The 16567-nt window shown below is 70.4% G+C and carries 19 protein-coding genes and 1 riboswitch; of the genes, 7 read left to right on the top strand and 12 right to left on the bottom strand.

Annotated features, from left to right (window positions below; translation table 11 throughout):
* Positions 1-77: 77 nt before the first annotated feature.
* The 5 genes from NX794_RS04230 to NX794_RS04250 form a co-directional block, all read right to left on the bottom strand.
* Positions 78-1367, bottom strand: a complete 1290-nt coding sequence (locus NX794_RS04230) for a dTDP-4-dehydrorhamnose 3,5-epimerase family protein (protein ID WP_258776766.1) — start codon at positions 1365-1367, stop codon at positions 78-80.
* A gap of 111 nt (positions 1368-1478) precedes the next feature.
* Positions 1479-1814 carry a hypothetical protein gene (locus tag NX794_RS04235; protein WP_258776768.1) on the bottom strand — a complete coding sequence of 112 codons (336 nt, stop codon included), beginning with the start codon at positions 1812-1814 and terminating at the stop codon, positions 1479-1481.
* A gap of 160 nt (positions 1815-1974) precedes the next feature.
* On the bottom strand, positions 1975-2868 hold the full coding sequence (locus tag NX794_RS04240) for a LysR family transcriptional regulator (protein WP_309505962.1): 894 nt from the start codon (positions 2866-2868) through the stop codon (positions 1975-1977).
* Between the two features lie 143 nt (positions 2869-3011).
* Positions 3012-3173 (bottom strand): hypothetical protein, encoded by a 162-nt coding sequence (locus NX794_RS04245; RefSeq protein ID WP_258776770.1) that lies wholly within the window; start codon positions 3171-3173, stop codon positions 3012-3014.
* Positions 3174-3322: 149 nt separating this feature from the next.
* Positions 3323-3460, bottom strand: a complete 138-nt coding sequence (locus tag NX794_RS04250) for a hypothetical protein (RefSeq protein WP_258776771.1) — start codon at positions 3458-3460, stop codon at positions 3323-3325.
* A 277-nt stretch (positions 3461-3737) separates the two neighbouring features.
* Here NX794_RS04250 and NX794_RS04255 point away from each other — a divergent pair, with 277 nt between their 5' ends.
* Complete coding sequence (locus tag NX794_RS04255; protein WP_258776977.1) at positions 3738-4307, top strand: hypothetical protein; 570 nt, start codon at positions 3738-3740, stop codon at positions 4305-4307.
* A gap of 3 nt (positions 4308-4310) precedes the next feature.
* Here the strand turns inward: NX794_RS04255 and NX794_RS04260 are convergent, their stop codons facing one another.
* The 3 genes from NX794_RS04260 to NX794_RS04270 all read right to left on the bottom strand — a co-directional run bounded on the left by NX794_RS04260 (position 4311) and on the right by NX794_RS04270 (position 6079).
* Positions 4311-5435, bottom strand: coding sequence for an NADH:flavin oxidoreductase (locus NX794_RS04260; RefSeq protein ID WP_258776774.1), 1125 nt, complete (start codon positions 5433-5435; stop codon positions 4311-4313).
* Between the two features lie 234 nt (positions 5436-5669).
* Complete coding sequence (locus tag NX794_RS04265) at positions 5670-5885, bottom strand: hypothetical protein (RefSeq protein WP_258776985.1); 216 nt, start codon at positions 5883-5885, stop codon at positions 5670-5672.
* Positions 5882-6079, bottom strand: a complete 198-nt coding sequence (locus tag NX794_RS04270; RefSeq protein ID WP_258776775.1) for a hypothetical protein — start codon at positions 6077-6079, stop codon at positions 5882-5884. Before NX794_RS04270 ends, NX794_RS04265 begins: the two co-directional genes overlap by 4 nt.
* Positions 6080-6193: 114 nt before the next feature.
* Between NX794_RS04270 and NX794_RS04275 the strand changes: the two genes are divergently transcribed.
* From NX794_RS04275 to NX794_RS04290, 4 genes are all read left to right on the top strand, one after another.
* The gene (locus NX794_RS04275) at positions 6194-7033 is read left to right on the top strand and encodes a helix-turn-helix domain-containing protein (protein WP_258776776.1); all 840 of its coding nucleotides are present in this window, start codon (positions 6194-6196) and stop codon (positions 7031-7033) included.
* Positions 7017-7274, top strand: coding sequence for a DUF397 domain-containing protein (locus NX794_RS04280; RefSeq protein ID WP_258776777.1), 258 nt, complete (start codon positions 7017-7019; stop codon positions 7272-7274). Before NX794_RS04275 ends, NX794_RS04280 begins: the two co-directional genes overlap by 17 nt.
* A gap of 264 nt (positions 7275-7538) precedes the next feature.
* Positions 7539-8357, top strand: coding sequence for a hypothetical protein (locus tag NX794_RS04285; protein WP_258776779.1), 819 nt, complete (start codon positions 7539-7541; stop codon positions 8355-8357).
* A gap of 59 nt (positions 8358-8416) precedes the next feature.
* Positions 8417-9097 (top strand): Uma2 family endonuclease, encoded by a 681-nt coding sequence (locus NX794_RS04290; RefSeq protein WP_258776780.1) that lies wholly within the window; start codon positions 8417-8419, stop codon positions 9095-9097.
* Positions 9098-9181: 84 nt separating this feature from the next.
* Here NX794_RS04290 and groL read toward each other — a convergent pair whose 3' ends face one another.
* From groL to thrC, 4 genes are all read right to left on the bottom strand, one after another.
* The gene (groL, locus tag NX794_RS04295) at positions 9182-10804 is read right to left on the bottom strand and encodes a chaperonin GroEL (protein WP_258776781.1); all 1623 of its coding nucleotides are present in this window, start codon (positions 10802-10804) and stop codon (positions 9182-9184) included.
* Between the two features lie 319 nt (positions 10805-11123).
* Positions 11124-11327: a cold-shock protein gene (locus NX794_RS04300; protein WP_004929928.1), complete on the bottom strand. Its 204-nt coding sequence runs from the start codon at positions 11325-11327 to the stop codon at positions 11124-11126.
* A 450-nt stretch (positions 11328-11777) separates the two neighbouring features.
* A complete protein-coding gene (locus NX794_RS04305; protein WP_258776783.1) occupies positions 11778-12056 on the bottom strand; it encodes a MoaD/ThiS family protein in 279 nt (92 codons plus the stop codon).
* Positions 12053-13336: a threonine synthase gene (gene thrC, locus NX794_RS04310; RefSeq protein WP_258776784.1), complete on the bottom strand. Its 1284-nt coding sequence runs from the start codon at positions 13334-13336 to the stop codon at positions 12053-12055. The genes NX794_RS04305 and thrC overlap by 4 nt, the downstream gene beginning before the upstream one ends.
* Positions 13337-13353: 17 nt before the next feature.
* Positions 13354-13510, bottom strand: a riboswitch (SAM riboswitch).
* 155 nt (positions 13511-13665) lie between these two features.
* On the opposite strand from thrC, the gene NX794_RS04315 reads away from it, so the two are divergent.
* Together NX794_RS04315 and NX794_RS04320 are read left to right on the top strand one after the other, a co-directional pair.
* Positions 13666-14610 carry a glucosyl-3-phosphoglycerate synthase gene (locus NX794_RS04315; protein ID WP_258776785.1) on the top strand — a complete coding sequence of 315 codons (945 nt, stop codon included), beginning with the start codon at positions 13666-13668 and terminating at the stop codon, positions 14608-14610.
* Between the two features lie 104 nt (positions 14611-14714).
* A complete protein-coding gene (locus tag NX794_RS04320; RefSeq protein WP_258776786.1) occupies positions 14715-16142 on the top strand; it encodes an alpha,alpha-trehalose-phosphate synthase (UDP-forming) in 1428 nt (475 codons plus the stop codon).
* Positions 16143-16567: the final 425 nt, after the last annotated feature.

Below are 16567 nucleotides of genomic sequence, written 5' to 3' on the forward strand. Positions count from 1 at the left end.
CCGTGGACGACTGATGACGCCTGGGGTACACGACAGAGGTGCGGCGGCCGTGTCGGCCGCCGCATGCCGGCTGTTTCTCAGGAGCCGGTCGTCGCCACCTTCCTGCGCAGCGCGACCCTGATCTCCTTGCCGTCCTTGCCCTTGATCATCATCACCGAGGGGGTGGAGTGGGTGACGGGCAGCGCTCGCAGGGCCTTCTGGTCGGCGACCTGGGCCTCGTAGTACTCCCGGCTCGCCGGCACCGTGTTGGGACGCAGCGCCGGGATCGGGCGCTTGGCGACCGGCCAGTCGATGACGTCGTTGCCCGGCTGGTACTCGCTGCCGTCCTCGGGCAGCAGGGTTCGCGGCCGGTTGACGGTGTACACGTTCTCCAGGTGCTCGAAGGCGTGGCCCACGCCCGGCGGGATGAGCAGGTAGCGCTCGGGATCCGGGTAGAAGGTGTACGTCACGTCCGCGCCGTAGGTCGGCGAGTCCACCCGGGTGTCGATGAGGTGCAGGGTGACCAGTTGCTTACGGGGGCCGGCGAACGTGAGCCGGTCCTCCTGGCCGAGGTGGATTCCGTAGGCGTCGTGGGTGTAGCCCGTCTCACCGTGGTCGATGAAATAGAGCGGGTGACGGTCCAGAAGGGCGGAGAAACCGGACTCGGCGCCGCTGCGGATCACCGGGTGGCGCACCCAGCCCACACCGAAGACATCGGCCAGCGGCTCCCAGTTCTTCCGGTCGTCCTTGGGCAGCGGGCGGCGCAGTTCGACCCGGCGGACCGTGCCGTCGGCGAGCTTCACGTCGCGTGTGACGGGGTACTCGTAGGCCACCTTGGGGATCATGGCGCGCTGCTGGGCAGCGACCATGTCGTACCAGAGCTCGCTGGCGGGATGAGAGTTGGGCTTGTAGAAGGGGACGTCCTCGTCGGCGATGCCGAGGGGAATGTTGATGATGTCCGCGTCGGGCTGCCAGTCGAGGCTGCCGTGGACCCATTCGGCGGGGTCCGGGAGGAACAGCTCGTAGGAGTTGATGGTATTGACGAACTCCAGGCCGTCGAAGGTGTGAGCCACCCCCGGCGGGATGTACAGCGCGCGGGCCGAGGTGGGCGACCAGGTCTGCTTCTCCCGCAGGCCGGCGGTGGGCGAGCCCTCTCGGCAGTCGATGAACCAGCCGGTGACCGTGCCGCTGCTCGGTCCCATGAAGGTGAGGACGTCCGCCTGGCCCAGGTGAATTCCGTAGTGACCGTAGCTGAATTCCGTCTCCCCATGGAAAACCAGGGTCGCCGGCCGCAGGGTCGGGAAGGGGACGACGTAGGAATCGTTCCCGTTCTCGATCCGCCAGTTCTCACGCCAGCCGAGTCCTTCGATGGAAAACGACTCACTCACGACGTTCCCTCTCTCTTTCTGCTCCGGTGGGGAGCGGAATGGAATTTCCGAGGGGGCGGCCCGCCCCCGGACACGGGTTCCGGGGTCGGGCCGCACCATCCCCTGTCGAGGTCAGGCGAGGATCTCGACCTCGTAGCCGGCGGCCTCGGCGGCGACGCGCAGGTCGTCGATGGAGGTGGTCGGCAGCTCCTCGAAGATCTCCGCGACGGCCGCCTGCTTGATGCCGGCGAGGGAGGCGGAGAGACGCGCGGCCTGGTCGGCGCCCTCGAACTTGCTGAACGCCAGGCTGGTGAGGAGCGACTGCAGCGCCTCGTCACCGGAGGCAGCGGCCTCGCGCAGCTTGGCGAGGGTGGCGTCGTCGACCTGGCTCCAGTCGGCGTCGAACTGGGCGCCGTCGGCGTACAGGCCGTTCATCATCTGCTGGGCCGGGGTGGAGACGTTGCTCATAGCAAACTCCTTTGATTTTCCCCCCATTTATTCTTTACCTGCTTCCGGGGGGATTCCCTGTTGGTGATCTAATTTCACCAATCGCGGCCGTCACGGTCAATGAATCCCTGATCGGCTTACCCGGAATGAAAATTCGGACATGCCGATGGGTCGGGTTTCGTCAGGCCGCGAGCTGGTCGTTCTCCTCGGCCATCAGGCTGCTCACCTGGTCGATGAACAGCCGCGTTTCCCGGTTGACCGGGGCCCGCCGGCGCCGTACGAGCTGCGCGTACACGGCGGACGGCGGGCGCCAGTCGAGCGGGACGAGCACACCGGCGGCGATGTCGTCGGCGACGGCCATTGCCGGGAGCAGTCCCACCCCCAGGCCGGCCGCGGCCCATCGCTTGGTCGACTCGACCGTGCCCGACTCCAGGATCGGCGCGGTCCGGCTGTCCGCCTCGCCCTCCAGAAGCCGCCGGTAGCCGCGTCCGGACTCCGGCGCGAGGATCGGCACCGAACGCAGCCGCTCACCGGTGACCGGTCGACGGCCGGCCAGTTCGTGGTCGGGTGCCACGACGGCGACGAGCGGCTCGGGCCCGAACACCGTGCTCTCCAGGCCGGGATGGAGTGTCGCGGTGTCGATCAGCAGGATCAGGTCCAGGGCGCCCTGCCGCAGACCGTCGAGGATCTCCGCCCCGCTTCCGGGCCGCAGCACCAACTCCAACTGCGGGCAGCGGTGGTGGAAGAACTCCAGCAGTGGCGGCATGCGGTACGTGGCGATGCTCTCCATCGTCCCGATCACCAGCCGCCCCGACGGCTCGGGCGAGCCGGAGGCGGCGCTGCGGGCCTCTTCGGCGAGCAGGAGCAGCCGTTCCGCGTACGGGAGCAGTCGCAGGCCGGCCGGGGTGAGCCGGACCCTGCGTCCGGAGAGCCGCTCGAACAGCGCGACACCCAGCGTGTTCTCCAAGCTCTTGATCTGCCCGGTCACACTGGACTGCGCGTAGTTGAGCTCGGTGGCTGTGCGACTGAAACTGAGCAGAGTGGCGGCTCTGTTAAAGGTCCTGAGCTGACGCATGTCCACGTGTCCTGTCCTCCGGAGTGTGGGAGATGGGGGGACTGACGGCCGGTGCGCGTGTGTGCGCCGTAAGACGGCATTCGCGGGCTGGTGCACGGCGGGGTTCGACGCGGGGGCCGGCATGGCGGTGTGGGGTTCGGGGGTCAGGGCGCGGGCCCGGACTCGGCGCGCGGCGACCGTCTGACGACGAGGCGTTCGGCGGCCTCGGCGGCACCCGCACCAGCTCTGCCGGCCTTGACGTCGATGGCCTGGTGGCCGCCCGCCCCCGCTGCCGTGCCGCGGAGTTCGCACCGCCCGGGGCTCACACTCGGCCTGCCGCGGCCGTGCCGCAGTTCACGCGAGGCCGCGCGGTTCCCCGACAGTCGCTGGTTCTGCGAGGTATCGACGCTCGGCCTCCGCCGGTGAGCCGCCCCCTCCGGCGCGAGCCGCATGCCTGCCCCGCCGCCCGGATAGCTCACGTGGGCCATGCGACGCTCGCGGGTGGCCCGCACGACGCGTTGCGCAGGGCCGATCCGTCGGTGAGATCGACGGCCTCGCGGACCAGCCGGGCGCGTGGCACCACCAGGTGAATGCGGTCGGGTCGAGTCTGCACGGTAAGGCTCCTCGGCAGTCTGGGCATCGCCTGCCGGGAGTCTGCACGGACCTCTTCCCGTTTCGTTCCCGTGCACGTCCGCCGGGCGGGAATCGAGGCCTCCGGATCCGCTCGCACCGCGAAGCCCGGCACCGTACCAGCCGTCGTTGATCAGTCCGCCGCCATCGGAGCCCTGCCTCTGGCGGTGGCCCGGGATACCGGCTGCGAGGCCGCCTGCCTGCCCGGACTCGGGATGCGACGGAACCCAGCTCCCCGGAACGCGCTACCGTCGGACACCATGAACCACGCCCAGCTCACCGCCCTCGGAAGGGCACTGCGGCTCCTCGGCGAGCACGGGGACGCGCTGTCCGCCGACACGCCCGACGCCCGGCTGCACGAGGTCGGGGCCGATCTGCGGCGGGCCCTGGACCTGCTGGAGGAGAGCGTCGGGAGCGGCGCGCCCGCGACCCGGTGCCCGGAGCATCCGCAGGGCCCGGTGGACGAGTCCGCCCCCGACCTGTGCCTGCTGTGCGAGACCCGGAGAAGGGCCGCCCGCCGCTCGGAGTACGGCGGCCGGCCCCACCCCGCCGGCCCCGCGCCCACCGCACCCTCCCGGTACGGCGTGCGCGGCGACCGTCCGCAGCCCCAGCAGCGCTGGCTGCCGGAGGCGTGGAACGGCCGCGAGTGGCAGCTGTGCGGCACGCCCCGGCGGGACCGGCGCGAGGCGGAGGCGTACCTCGCCGCCGAGCGCCGCTCGTCCCGGCCCGCCATGGCGTACCGGCTCGTGCACGAGTTCACCGACTACGAGGTGCTGCGCGTGTGGGGCACCCCGGTACGCGTCGACATCGAGCCGATGGGCAACCTGTAGTGGCTAGCTGAGGGTCTTCAGCGCCGCCGCGTCGTACGGCTTCAGCTCCTCGAAGCGGTCGGCCAGGACCTTGGCCGCCCACTCGGGGTCCTGGAGCAGCGCGCGGCCGACGGCGACGAGGTCGAACTCGTCCGCCTCCAGCCGGTCCAGCAGGTTGTCGATCCCGCTGACCTGGGACCCCTGTCCCTGGAAGGCGCCCATGAAGTCGCCGTCGAGACCGACCGAGCCGACGCTGATGGTCGTCTTGCCGGTGAGCTTCTTGGTCCAGCCCGCGAGGTTGAGGTCGGAGCCGTCGAACTCCGGCTCCCAGTAGCGGCGGGTGGAGGCGTGGAAGGCGTCGACACCGGCGGCGGCCAGCGGGGCGAGGATCGACTCCAGCTCGGCCGGGGACTCGGCGAGGCGGGCGGTGTAGTCCTGCTGCTTCCACTGCGAGTACCGGAAGATGACCGGGAAGTCGGCGGAGACGGCCGCCCGGACCGCCGCGACGATCTCCGCCGCGAACCGGGCGCGCGACACCGGGTCGCCGCCGTAGGAGTCGGTACGGCGGTTGGTGCCGGCCCACAGGAACTGGTCGACCAGGTAGCCGTGGGCGCCGTGGATCTCGACGCCGTCGAAGCCGATGCGCTCGGCAGCCGCGGCCGACTCGGCGAACGCGGCGATCACGTCGTCCAGGTCCTGCTGGGTCATGGCCTTGCCGGTGGGCTCGGCGCCGGCGGTGACCAGCCCGGAGGGTCCGACGGCGGGAGCCTCGGGGAAGGGCTGCTCACCCTCCTGCCGGACCATGCCGATGTGCCACAGCTGCGGCACGATCGTGCCGCCCGCCTCGTGCACGTCCGCGGCGACCTTGGCCCAGCCCGCGAGCTGCTCCTCACCGTGGAACCTCGGCACCCGGTCGCTGCCGCCGGCCGACTCGTGCCCGACGTAGGTGCCCTCGGTGACGATCAGACCGACACCGGCGGCGGCCCGGCGGGCGTAGTACGACCGCACGTCCTCACCCGGCACACCCCCCGGGGAGAACATCCGGGTCATCGGCGCCATCGCGATCCGGTTCGGAACGGTGAGGCCGTTGATCGCGATCGGGCGGGACAGAATCCGGGCCGCGCGGGAGGCGGTGGTCGTGACGGTCACGTGGGGCTCCTCGTGAAGGGCGGGGCAGGGCGGTGTAAACCGGTCGGTATGTGTGCACGCATTGTTGCACCTCCTTAAGTAATGCCGGACGTGCCGCCCGTATTCCTGCATCCGGCCCCGCGCCGCTACGGATTTTCGTCTGGGACTTGGCCCGGTTCCGCGCCCGCGGGGTCCGCTGCGCGGCCGAGCTGGACGAGCGAGCGGTCGATTTCCTCAGCTTGTAGGTCCGCTCCCCTACGTGACGCCGCTCGCGCTCCACCGGTTCAGTTGCCGCAGGCGCTCCCGCAGCACGTCGTCCTGCGTCGCGGGCTGGACCGACTCCGGTGGGCAGTCCCACTCCCGGCCGCCGCCAAGAGGCCGTAGCTGGATCTGTCCGCCGACGTGACCCATCACCTCACCGAGCTTTCCGGTCCGCCCGTCGACGGCGTACCTCTCCAGCCCCCCGGTCACCCCTCCGCCCCCGCCCGCCGCAGCACCGCCGCCAGCCGCGAGGCCACGCCCAGGTTGCAGCGGCCGAGGTCGACCAGGGCGTAGGGGTCCTCGGCCGAGACGCTCAGCGGGTCGATCCGCAGCGAGGGGAGGACGATCCCGACCTCCCGCAGCGCCTCGCGCAGGTGCTCCACGACTTCCTCGGTCGTGTCCATGTGTGCCTACCTCCACGTTGAGTTGGTGATTCGCAACACAGCGTGGTCGCAGCGCGGCTAGCCTGGCCAGATACGACACCCCAACAGCCGCCGCTGTCGGACAGGGAGTTGGCCATGCCCGGACCCAAGGACCTCGACCCGTCCTCCTCCCCCCGCGCCCTCCTCGGCGCCGAACTCCGCCACGCCCGCGAGAGAGCGGGCCTGAGCCAGGAGGAACTGGGCCAGCGGTTGTTCGTGAGCGGGTCGTTCATCGGGCAACTGGAGGCGGGTACGCGGCGGATGCAGCCGGAGTATGCGCGGTTGCTGGATGAGGTGCTGGGGACCGGCAACTTCTTCCAGCGCCATTGCCGTGCGGCGGCCAAGTCGAAGTATCCCGAGCACTTCGCGGAGGCCGCCGAGGTGGAGACCCAGGCGGCGGCCATCCGGGAGTACGCGCCGCTTCTCGTCCCGGGGCTGCTCCAGACAGCCGATTACGCGCGCGCAGTGTGCCGGGCCTATCAGCCCACCGCTCCGGAGGATGAGATCGAGAAGCTCGTTACGGCGCGAATCGAGCGCACCCGACTCCTCGACGATCCAACAGTCCCGTTGTTGTGGGCGGTGATCGACGAGGCGGCACTGCGCCGGGTGACGGGCGGTCGCGAGGTCATGGCGGAAGCGCTGCGCCACATCGTCGGCCTGGCGCGCCGCAGCCGCGTCATCGTCCAAGTGTTGCCATTCGGTGCCGGTGCCCACGCATCGATGGAGGGCTCCATCAAGTTGATGGACTTCGAGGACGCCCCGCCGCTGATCTACTTCGAGAGCGTCGGAACGGGTCGACTGGAAGACGACCCAGCCACCGTCAGGCACCAGCGCTTCACCTACGAACTCCTCACCGCCAGTGCACTGCCGCCACAGAAGTCTCTGGCCCTCATCGAGGGCATCGCGGAGGATTACCTGCATGAGGACCACCCCTGAGTACGACCTGGCCACGGCCACATGGTTCAAGTCCACTTACAGCGGCGGCAGCGGCGGCAACTGCTTGGAAGTAGCCCGCTGGCGCAAGTCGACGTACAGCGGAGGCAGCGGCGGCGACTGCCTGGAAGTTGCCGACGGCAGCCCCACCCTCGTCCCCGTCCGCGACTCCAAGACCCCCCGAGGCCCGAAGCTCTGCTTCAGCGCGTCGGCGTGGGAGGCCTTCACCTCCGCTCTCAAGTGACCGGGGCTCAAGTCCCGAGATCCGAGCGCTCTTTTCATGGAATGGGTGGAGGGTCTCAACCCGCCCTCCCACCCCGCCCGTTGACATGACGCGACCGACTTGCCACGGACAGTCACAAGGCTCTAGCGTGCCCGCATAACGAACAACCCCCGCCAGGTGCTGACAACACCTGCGGGGGTCTGACCACCGAGATCAAGAGGCGATCCCGTGGCTGACACCCACTTTAGCCCTGCCCCCACGCCCGCGCACGCGACCCCGCCCCCGATGGCCAATCCGGGGTACGGCAAACGCACCGCACCGGACCAACCCCGCCCCACCCCCCACGACTTCGCCCAGCTCCCGCCCCGCGAAGCAGCCATCGCCGCGTACCTGGACCGGCTCCCCGACGGCGCCGACATCTCCGTGAAGACGCTGGCCAAGACGCTCCCGTACGGGCAGTGCGCCTTACGGACCGTCCTCAACCGACTCCAGGCGGCCGGCCACCTGAGGCGGGGCCGCGAACGGCTGGACACCGACACCGGCGGCGCCCGCTGGATCACCCGATCGTGGTGGTCCCGTACCGCACGTGACGACGGCTGGTGGGCGGCGTTCACACGCGGCGACGTACCGCGGGATGCCCCACCCGATCGGCCGGGGCCCACCCGCAGCCGCGCGCACATCCTCCTCGCCGCCCTCGGACGTACCGCGCCCGTCCTGTCCCTCTCCGCCGCCGACTGCGCCGCGCTCGCCCCACTGCTGTCCGAGTGGTTCTTGCGGGGGGCCACCGACGCGTACGTGCTGCGGGCGCTGACCGAGGGCCTGCCCAGCCCGGTCCACCATCCCGCCGCCCTGGTCCGTCGCCGCCTGACCGACAAACTCCCGCCCGAACCGGCGCCCCGGCCACCCCGCCGGGTCCTGGAGTGCGCCGAGTGCGGCCTGCCGGGACGGCCGGAGGCCCTGCCGGGGGGCGTGTGCGGAGCCTGCCGAGGCGAACGCGCCCCCGCACACGCCCGTACGCCCCTGCCCGCCCCCGCGGTCCACGCCCGAGCGAGCGAGATCCGCGCTGCGATGTCCCTACGGCAACGAGAAAGGACACCCGCATGACTGCTTCGACGGTCCGACATGGCCGCTCAGGGGCACGATGGAGGGAAGGAGGCGACGCCATGACCCCTGACACCGAAGAACGCCCGCAGATGTCCGTCGAGGACTTCGAGGAACTCGTCCGCAGGGCTCCGAGGGAGCTGCGGAACCGGCTGGAGTTCCTCGGAGGGCGGCTGTGCGTCCGCCACGGCCCGCTCGATGTCGAGGAGTTCGAGGAGCTTGAGGCCGCCGCCCCGGAAACCGTGCGGCTGGAGTACATCAACGGAAAGGTAGTCGTCAAAGCCATGCCGGACGGCAATCACACGTCGATCTTCATGTGGTTGCTGCGCCAGTGCATGCAACAGCGGCCCGACCTCGATCTCGCGCCCGAGCGGGGCGTCAGGGCCGAGACCTACCGCAAGGGGCGCGCTCGAACGGACGGTTTCCTGGCGCCGGTGGATCACTTCGCCGGCGACGGCGAGTGGTCGCCCTCCGACGGCGCCCTCATGGCCGTGGAGATCACCTCCCACGATCGCGACACCGACCGGCGCGACCGCGTCGACAAGCCCATCGGCTACGCCGGTGCCGAGATCCCCGTCTACCTCCTCATCGACCGCGACAACAACACCCTCACGGTCTTCAGCGAGCCCAAGGACGGCCGCTACCGGCAGTCCTCGTCCCACCCCTGGGGCGCCACCGTCGTACTCCCGTCTCCCGTCGACATCACACTCGACACCGAGAGGCTGAAGGACTACGCCGACTGAACCCCCGTGAACGCCCGAGGGCGGCACCCCCGGCCAGAAGCCGGAGATGCCGCCCTCGGAGAAGGACAGGTGATCCGCGGGGGATCAGAAGTCCATGTCACCGCCCGGCATGCCGCCACCGGCAGGCGCGGCGGCCTTCTCCGGCTTGTCGGCGATGACGGCCTCGGTGGTGAGGAACAGCGCGGCGATGGAGGCGGCGTTCTGCAGCGCGGAACGGGTCACCTTCGCCGGGTCGATGATGCCCTCGCCGATGAGGTCGACGTACTCGCCGGTCGCGGCGTTCAGGCCGTGGCCCGGGGTCAGGTTGCGCACCTTCTCCACCACGACACCGCCTTCGAGGCCGGCGTTGACGGCGATCTGCTTCAGCGGGGCCTCAAGGGCGACGCGCACGGCGTTGGCGCCGGTCGCCTCGTCACCGTCGAGCTCCAGCTTCTCGAAGACCTGGGAGGCCTGGAGCAGGGCCACGCCGCCACCGGCGACGATGCCCTCCTCGACGGCCGCCTTCGCGTTGCGGACGGCGTCCTCGATGCGGTGCTTGCGCTCCTTCAGCTCCACCTCGGTGGCGGCACCGGCCTTGATGACCGCGACACCGCCGGCGAGCTTCGCCAGGCGCTCCTGCAGCTTCTCGCGGTCGTAGTCCGAGTCGCTGTTCTCGATCTCGGCGCGGATCTGGTTGACCCGGCCGGCGACCTGGTCGGACGAACCGGCACCGTCGACGATGGTGGTCTCGTCCTTGGTGATGACGACCTTGCGGGCGCGGCCCAGGAGGTCCAGGGTCGCGTTCTCCAGCTTGAGGCCGACCTCCTCGGAGATGACCTCGCCGCCCGTGAGGATGGCGATGTCGCCGAGCATGGCCTTGCGGCGGTCGCCGAAGCCCGGGGCCTTGACGGCGACGGACTTGAAGGTGCCGCGGATCTTGTTGACCACCAGGGTCGACAGGGCCTCGCCCTCGACGTCCTCGGCGATGATCAGCAGCGGCTTGCCCGACTGCATGACCTTCTCCAGCAGCGGGAGCAGGTCCTTGACCGAGGCGATCTTGGAGTTCGCGATGAGGATGTAGGGGTCCTCCAGCGAAGCCTCCATGCGCTCCATGTCGGTCGCGAAGTAGGCGGAGATGTAGCCCTTGTCGAAGCGCATGCCCTCGGTGAGCTCAAGCTCCAGACCGAAGGTGTTGCTCTCCTCGACGGTGATGACGCCTTCCTTGCCGACCTTGTCCATGGCCTCGGCGATCAGCTCGCCGATCTGGGTGTCGGCGGCGGAGATGGACGCGGTGGAGGCGATCTGCTCCTTGGTCTCCACGTCCTTCGCCTGCTCCAGCAGGGCGGCGGAGACGGCCTCGACGGCCTTCTCGATACCGCGCTTCAGGGCCATCGGGTTGGCACCGGCGGCGACGTTGCGCAGGCCTTCCTTGACCAGGGCCTGGGCGAGCACGGTCGCGGTGGTCGTACCGTCACCGGCGACGTCGTCCGTCTTCTTGGCGACTTCCTTGACCAGCTCGGCGCCGATCTTCTCGTACGGGTCCTCGAGCTCGATCTCCTTGGCGATGGACACACCATCGTTGGTGATCGTGGGGGCGCCCCACTTCTTCTCGAGGACGACGTTGCGACCCTTGGGGCCGAGCGTCACCTTGACGGCGTCCGCGAGCTGGTTCATGCCGCGCTCGAGGCCGCGCCGCGCCTCCTCGTCGAACGCGATGATCTTGGCCATGTGAAGTGGTCCCTCCAGGACTGGGGGTGATTCCTTCGGACCGCGCCCGCGCCCGCGACGGACGGTTCGCCGGCCTGTGGTTCCTTCCCCACGTGGCCCGCGGACCTCACCGACTCGGTCCTTCGTTGTCACTCTCACCTTCAGAGTGCTAACGCCAATGATTAGCACTCGGCATGGTCGAGTGCAAGCGCCTTGGCTGCGTGAGGGCGGCGGGTCAGCCGCGCGGGGACCGGGGCCGCGGGCACGGCGAAGGGCCCGCACCCTGTGCGTGGTGCGGGCCCTTCGGCCGAGAGACGTGCGAGAAACGTGCGAGAAACGTTCAGGCGCTGAGGCGAACCATGTCGGCCTGCGGGCCCTTCTGGCCCTGCGAGATCTCGAACTCCACCCGCTGGCCCTCTTCCAGGGTGCGGTAGCCGTCCATCTGAATGGCGCTGTAATGGACGAATACGTCCGCACCACCGTCGACCGCGATGAAGCCGTACCCCTTCTCCGCGTTGAACCACTTGACGGTGCCCTGAGCCATGCCTAACTCCCCTATTACTGGCCCTTGCACAGATCCGCACTTCGCGGACCCGGGTCAGACCTCACCCCCGGGCCGGAATCGGACGGGGGGCGTGCGCCGGAACGCGTCGACCGCCGCTGAATGTATCTGTCCAACTGCCGTCTGCAACAGGTCAATCGGACGAGAATTCCGGACGTGCCCGGTCCGGAATGTGCCGAGAATTCGGCTGAATTCAGGGCAAGTCGGGCCCCGTAAAAGGTGCAAACGCCGCATAAGACCGGGCGCTTTGGCTGTTTCTCGGCGGGTGACCCGGCAGGAATGCGGGGCCGGTGACCCGGGGGTCGCGACCGCGTTCCCCAACCCTACCGCGCTCAATCACGCAGAATTGCCCCCTCCGCTTCTCTCACGGAGGGGGCAATCCGATGAACAACGCGTTACCGGTGTTACCAACGGTAATGTTCGGTCATTCCGTCAGCAGCCGCCGGCGACCGCCGGAATGATGGAGACGCCGGCGCCGTCCGGGGTGGCGGTCTGAAGGCCCTGTTCGAAGCGGACGTCGTCGTCGTTGACGTAGACGTTCACGAACCGGCGCAGCTTGCCGTCGTCGTCCAGGACGCGGCCGGCGATGCCGCCGTGGTTCTTCTCCAGGTCCCCGATGACCTCGGCGAGGGTGGTGCCCTCGGCGCTGACCTCGGCCCGGCCGCCGGTGTAGGTGCGCAGGATGGTCGGGATGCGAACGGTCACGCTCATGCGAGGCCAGCCTTTCGGAAGGAGTCCAGGTTCGGTCGGATGGTGGCGGTGAGCCCGGTGCCGGCCACCGCGTCGAGGGTCTTGAGTCCGTCACCGGTGTTGAGGACGACGGTGGTCTTCGCCGGGTCCAGCGCGCCGGACTCGATCAGCTTGCGGGTGACGCCGACGGTCACGCCGCCCGCCGTCTCCGCGAAGATGCCCTCGGTCCGGGCCAGCAGCTTGATGGCGTCGACGATCTCCGCGTCCGTCACGTCCTCCACGGCTCCGCCGGTGCGGCGCGCGATGTCCAGGACGTAGGGGCCGTCGGCCGGGTTGCCGATGGCCAGCGACTTGGCGATGGTGTCCGGCTTCTGCGGCCGGACCACGTCGTGCCCGGCCTTGTAGGCGGTGGACACCGGCGAGCAGCCCTCGGCCTGCGCGCCGAAGATCTTGTACGGCCGGTCCTCGACGAGGCCCAGCTTGATCAGCTCCTGGAGCCCCTTGTCGATCTTCGTGAGCTGGGAGCCGGAGGCGATCGGGACCACGAGCTGGTCCGGCAGCCGCCAGCCGAGCTGCTCGCAGATCTCGTACGCCAGGGTCTTGGAGCCCTCCGCGTAGTACGGCCGCAGGTTGACGTTGACGAAGCCCCAGCCCTCGCCGGCCGGGTCGCCGATCAGCTCGGAGCAGAACCGGTTCACGTCGTCGTAGTTGCCCTCGATGCCGACCAGCTCGCCGCCGTAGACCGCGGCCATGACGACCTTGCCCTGCTCCAGGTCGTGCGGGATGAACACGCAGGAGCGGAAGCCGGCCCTCGCGGCGGCGGCGCCGACGGCACCGGCGAGGTTGCCGGTGGAGGAGCAGGACAGGGTGGTGAAGCCGAAGGCGCGGGCGGCCTCCAGGGCCTGGGCCACGACGCGGTCCTTGAAGGAGTGCGTCGGGTTGCCGGAGTCGTCCTTGACGAACAGGCCGCCGGTGACGCCCAGCTCGGCGGCCAGGTTGTCGGCCTTGACCAGCTTGGTCCAGCCGGGGTTGAGGTTCGGCTTGCCGGCGACGTCGGCGGGGACCGGCAGCAGGGGTGCGTACCGCCAGATGTTGGCGGGGCCGGCCTCGATGCTCGCGCGGAGCTTCTCGGTGTCGTAGGCGGAGAAGTCGTAGGCGATCTCCAGCGGCCCGAAACACTCCTCGCAGGCGAAGACCGGCCCGAGCGGCACCCGGTGGCCGCACTCGCGACAGCTCAGGGCGGCGGCAGGGCCGAGGTCGACGGTGGAGTTCGTGGTGCTTGCGACAGTCTGCACAGCCATGGAGGCGAGGCCCTTTCTCCTCATCTTCCTCACGACGCACCTCGCCGTGAGACGGATTTGGCACCTTCCCTAGCCGGGAGCCTCGCGGAGACGATCAGAAGTGATCTACGAGAATCGGCTGGAGGGTTGCCGGGGCTTCATCGGGCCGTGTCCCTCTGCCCCTCTGGATGAGCGGTATTCGGTTGTGAACGCGCGCGACCCCCGACATGCGATGGTCATCGGCGTTGTTCAAGACTGTAACCGAAGGCCAGGACAGTTGAGAGAGTCGTCCGAACCGCGAGATGGACCACACGGTGACGTGTGGCCGCGACAGTGAGGAGCCGCAGACCGTGCTGCGAGAAGTCGAGCGCTGGCTCACCACCCGTTCCTGGTCCCTGACCGACCGCCCGCCGCACCGGATTCTGGCCGCCAAGCAGCGCACCGGGCAGACGATCAGCGTCGTGCTGCCCGCGCTGAACGAGGAGGCGACCGTCGGCGAGATCGTCGCCGTCATCCGCCACGACCTGGTGGACCAGGTCCCGCTGGTCGACGAGATCGTCGTCGTGGACTCCGGCTCCACCGACCGCACCGCCGAGGTCGCCGCCGCGGCCGGTGCCCGGGTGGTGCACCGCGACGACATCCTGCCCCGCCTGCCCGCCGTCCCCGGCAAGGGCGAGGTGCTGTGGCGCTCGCTGCTGGTGACGAGCGGCGACATCGTCTGTTTCATCGACGCCGACCTCCGGGAGTTCTCCTCCGACTTCGTCACCGGGATCGTCGGCCCGCTGCTCACCGAGCCCGGGGTGGACCTGGTCAAGGGCATGTACGACCGGCCGCTCGGCGGCGCGGCCGGACAGGGCGGCCGGGTCACCGAGCTGATGGCGCGCCCGCTGCTGAACATGCACTGGCCGCGGCTCGCCGGTTTCGTGCAGCCGCTGGGCGGCGAGTACGCGGCCCGCCGCTCGCTGCTGGAGCAGCTCCCGTTCCCGGTCGGGTACGGCGTGGAGCTGGGCATGCTGGTGGACGCCCTGCACCTGGTCGGTCTCGACGCGCTGGGCCAGGTGGACATCGGGGTGCGCAAGCACCGGCACCAGGACGGTCAGGCGCTGGGCCGGATGGCCGCCGCCATCTACCGCACCGCGCAGCTCCGGCTGGCCCGCGGGCAGCTGATCCGGCCCTCGCTGACCCAGTTCGAGCGGGGCGAGGAGGGGTTCGAGCCGCGCACGTACTCGGTGGACACCGAGGAGCGGCCGCCGATGGCGGAGATCGCGGAGTACGCGGCACGCCGGGTGGCGTGACCCGGCGCGTGGATCGCGTGGATCCGGAAGAACGGCCGTATACAGCGCTCTTCCCGCGCGTTCCGTACGTTTGAGCGTTTCCGGGCCGGGCTAGGTTGAGGACCATGGCTTCCACGCACGGTGCTCAGGTGCTGGTCGCGTCCAACCGCGGCCCGGTTTCGTATCAGCAAGGTGAGGACGGCTCACTGCACGCCAAACGGGGCGGTGGCGGGCTGGTCTCCGGGCTGTCCGCGATCGGCCCGGACACCGACGCGGTGTGGGTGTGCGCCGCGCTCGGCGACGGCGACCGGGCGGCCGTACGGCGCGCGGAGGGCGGGCTGCTGCCGGCCGGGGAGACCGGCGGGCAGCGGGTGCGGATGCTGGACATCGACGCGGCCGTGCACGCGGACGCCTACAACGGCATCGCCAACTCCGTGCTCTGGTTCGTCCACCACATGCTGTACCAGACGCCGCTGGAGCCCGTGTTCGACGCGGAGTTCCGGCGGCAGTGGGCGGCGTACGAGGCGTACAACCGCGCCTTCGCCGAGGCGCTCGCGCAGGAGGCGGCCGAGGGCGCGGCGGTGCTGATCCAGGACTACCACCTGGCGCTGGCGCCCCGGATGCTGCGCCGGCTCCGCCCTGACCTGCGCATCGGCCACTTCTCGCACACCCCGTGGGCGCCGCCGGAGTACTTCCGGCTGCTGCCCGACGACATCGCGGCCGAGCTGCTGAGCGGCATCCTGGGCGCGGACCGGGCGGCCTTCCTCACCCAGCGCTGGGCGGACGCCTTCCGGGACTGCTGCCACGCGGTGCTCGGCCCCGGCATCCCGGCCGGCACCCGGCTCGGGGTGCACGGGCTCGGCGCGGACGCCGACTTCCTGCGCGAGCGGTCGCACCGCGCCGACGTGGCCGAGCGGATGGCCGCGCTGCGCGAGGAGATCGGCGAGGGCCGCAAGGTCGTCGTCCGGGTCGACCGCACCGAGCTGTCCAAGAACATCGTGCGCGGCCTGCTGGCCTACCGGCAGCTCCTGGAGGACCGCCCCGAGTGGCGCGAGCGGGTCGTGCACGTGGCGTTCGCCTACCCGTCCCGGCAGGACCTCGCCGTCTACCGGAAGTACACGGAGGAGGTGCAGCGGGTCGCCGAGGAGATCAACGCGCACTACGGCACGCCCGGCTGGACCCCGGTCGTCCTCCACGTCAAGGACGACTTCGCGCGCTCCCTGGCCGCGTACCGGCTCGCCGACGTGGCCCTGGTCAACCCGATCCGGGACGGCATGAACCTGGTCGCCAAGGAGATCCCGGTCGTCTCCGACGAGGGCTGCGCGCTGGTCCTGTCCCGGGAGGCGGGCGCGTACGAGGAGCTGGGCGAGGACGCGATCGTGGTCAACCCGTACGACATCACGGGCACGGCGGATGCCCTCCACACGGCCCTGACCCTCCCGCCCGCCGAGCGCGCGGAACGCTCGAAACGCCTCGCGTCCGCCGCGACCGCCCTGCCCCCGGCCCAGTGGTTCCTCGACCAACTGCACGCCCTGGACGACCGGACGAGCTGAGGGGCGAGCCGAGGAGCGGGGGCCCACAGCAGCGCCGCCACGCCCTGCGGGCCGCCGGGACTTCTCTTGCTACCGCCGCACACCGAGGACCCCGGACACCGGCACCGACGGATCAAGCCAGCTGCGCGACCGGGGCGGGCTGGTCGGCGGGCTCGGCGACATCCGGACTGACACTGCACACCGGTAGGGCCCCCGGCGCCTCGGCAGCGCGGGCGCGATACGCCCAGGTGGCCCGAGCTGCGAGGGCCCGCAGCGGTGCCGTCACGCCCTGCGGGCCGCCGGGACCCTCTTGGTGCCGCCGCGCACCGCAGGCCCCGGACACCCGGACCCGGCCGGTCAAGCCACCTGCGCAGCGAGGGCGGGGGCCACGCGCTCCGGGCCCGGGGCGGGCGACTCGGCGGCAGACGCTCAAAGGCAACCGCACC

Source organism: Streptomyces pyxinicus (assembly GCF_024753135.1).
Classification (GTDB): Bacteria; Actinomycetota; Actinomycetes; order Streptomycetales; family Streptomycetaceae; genus Streptomyces; species Streptomyces pyxinicus.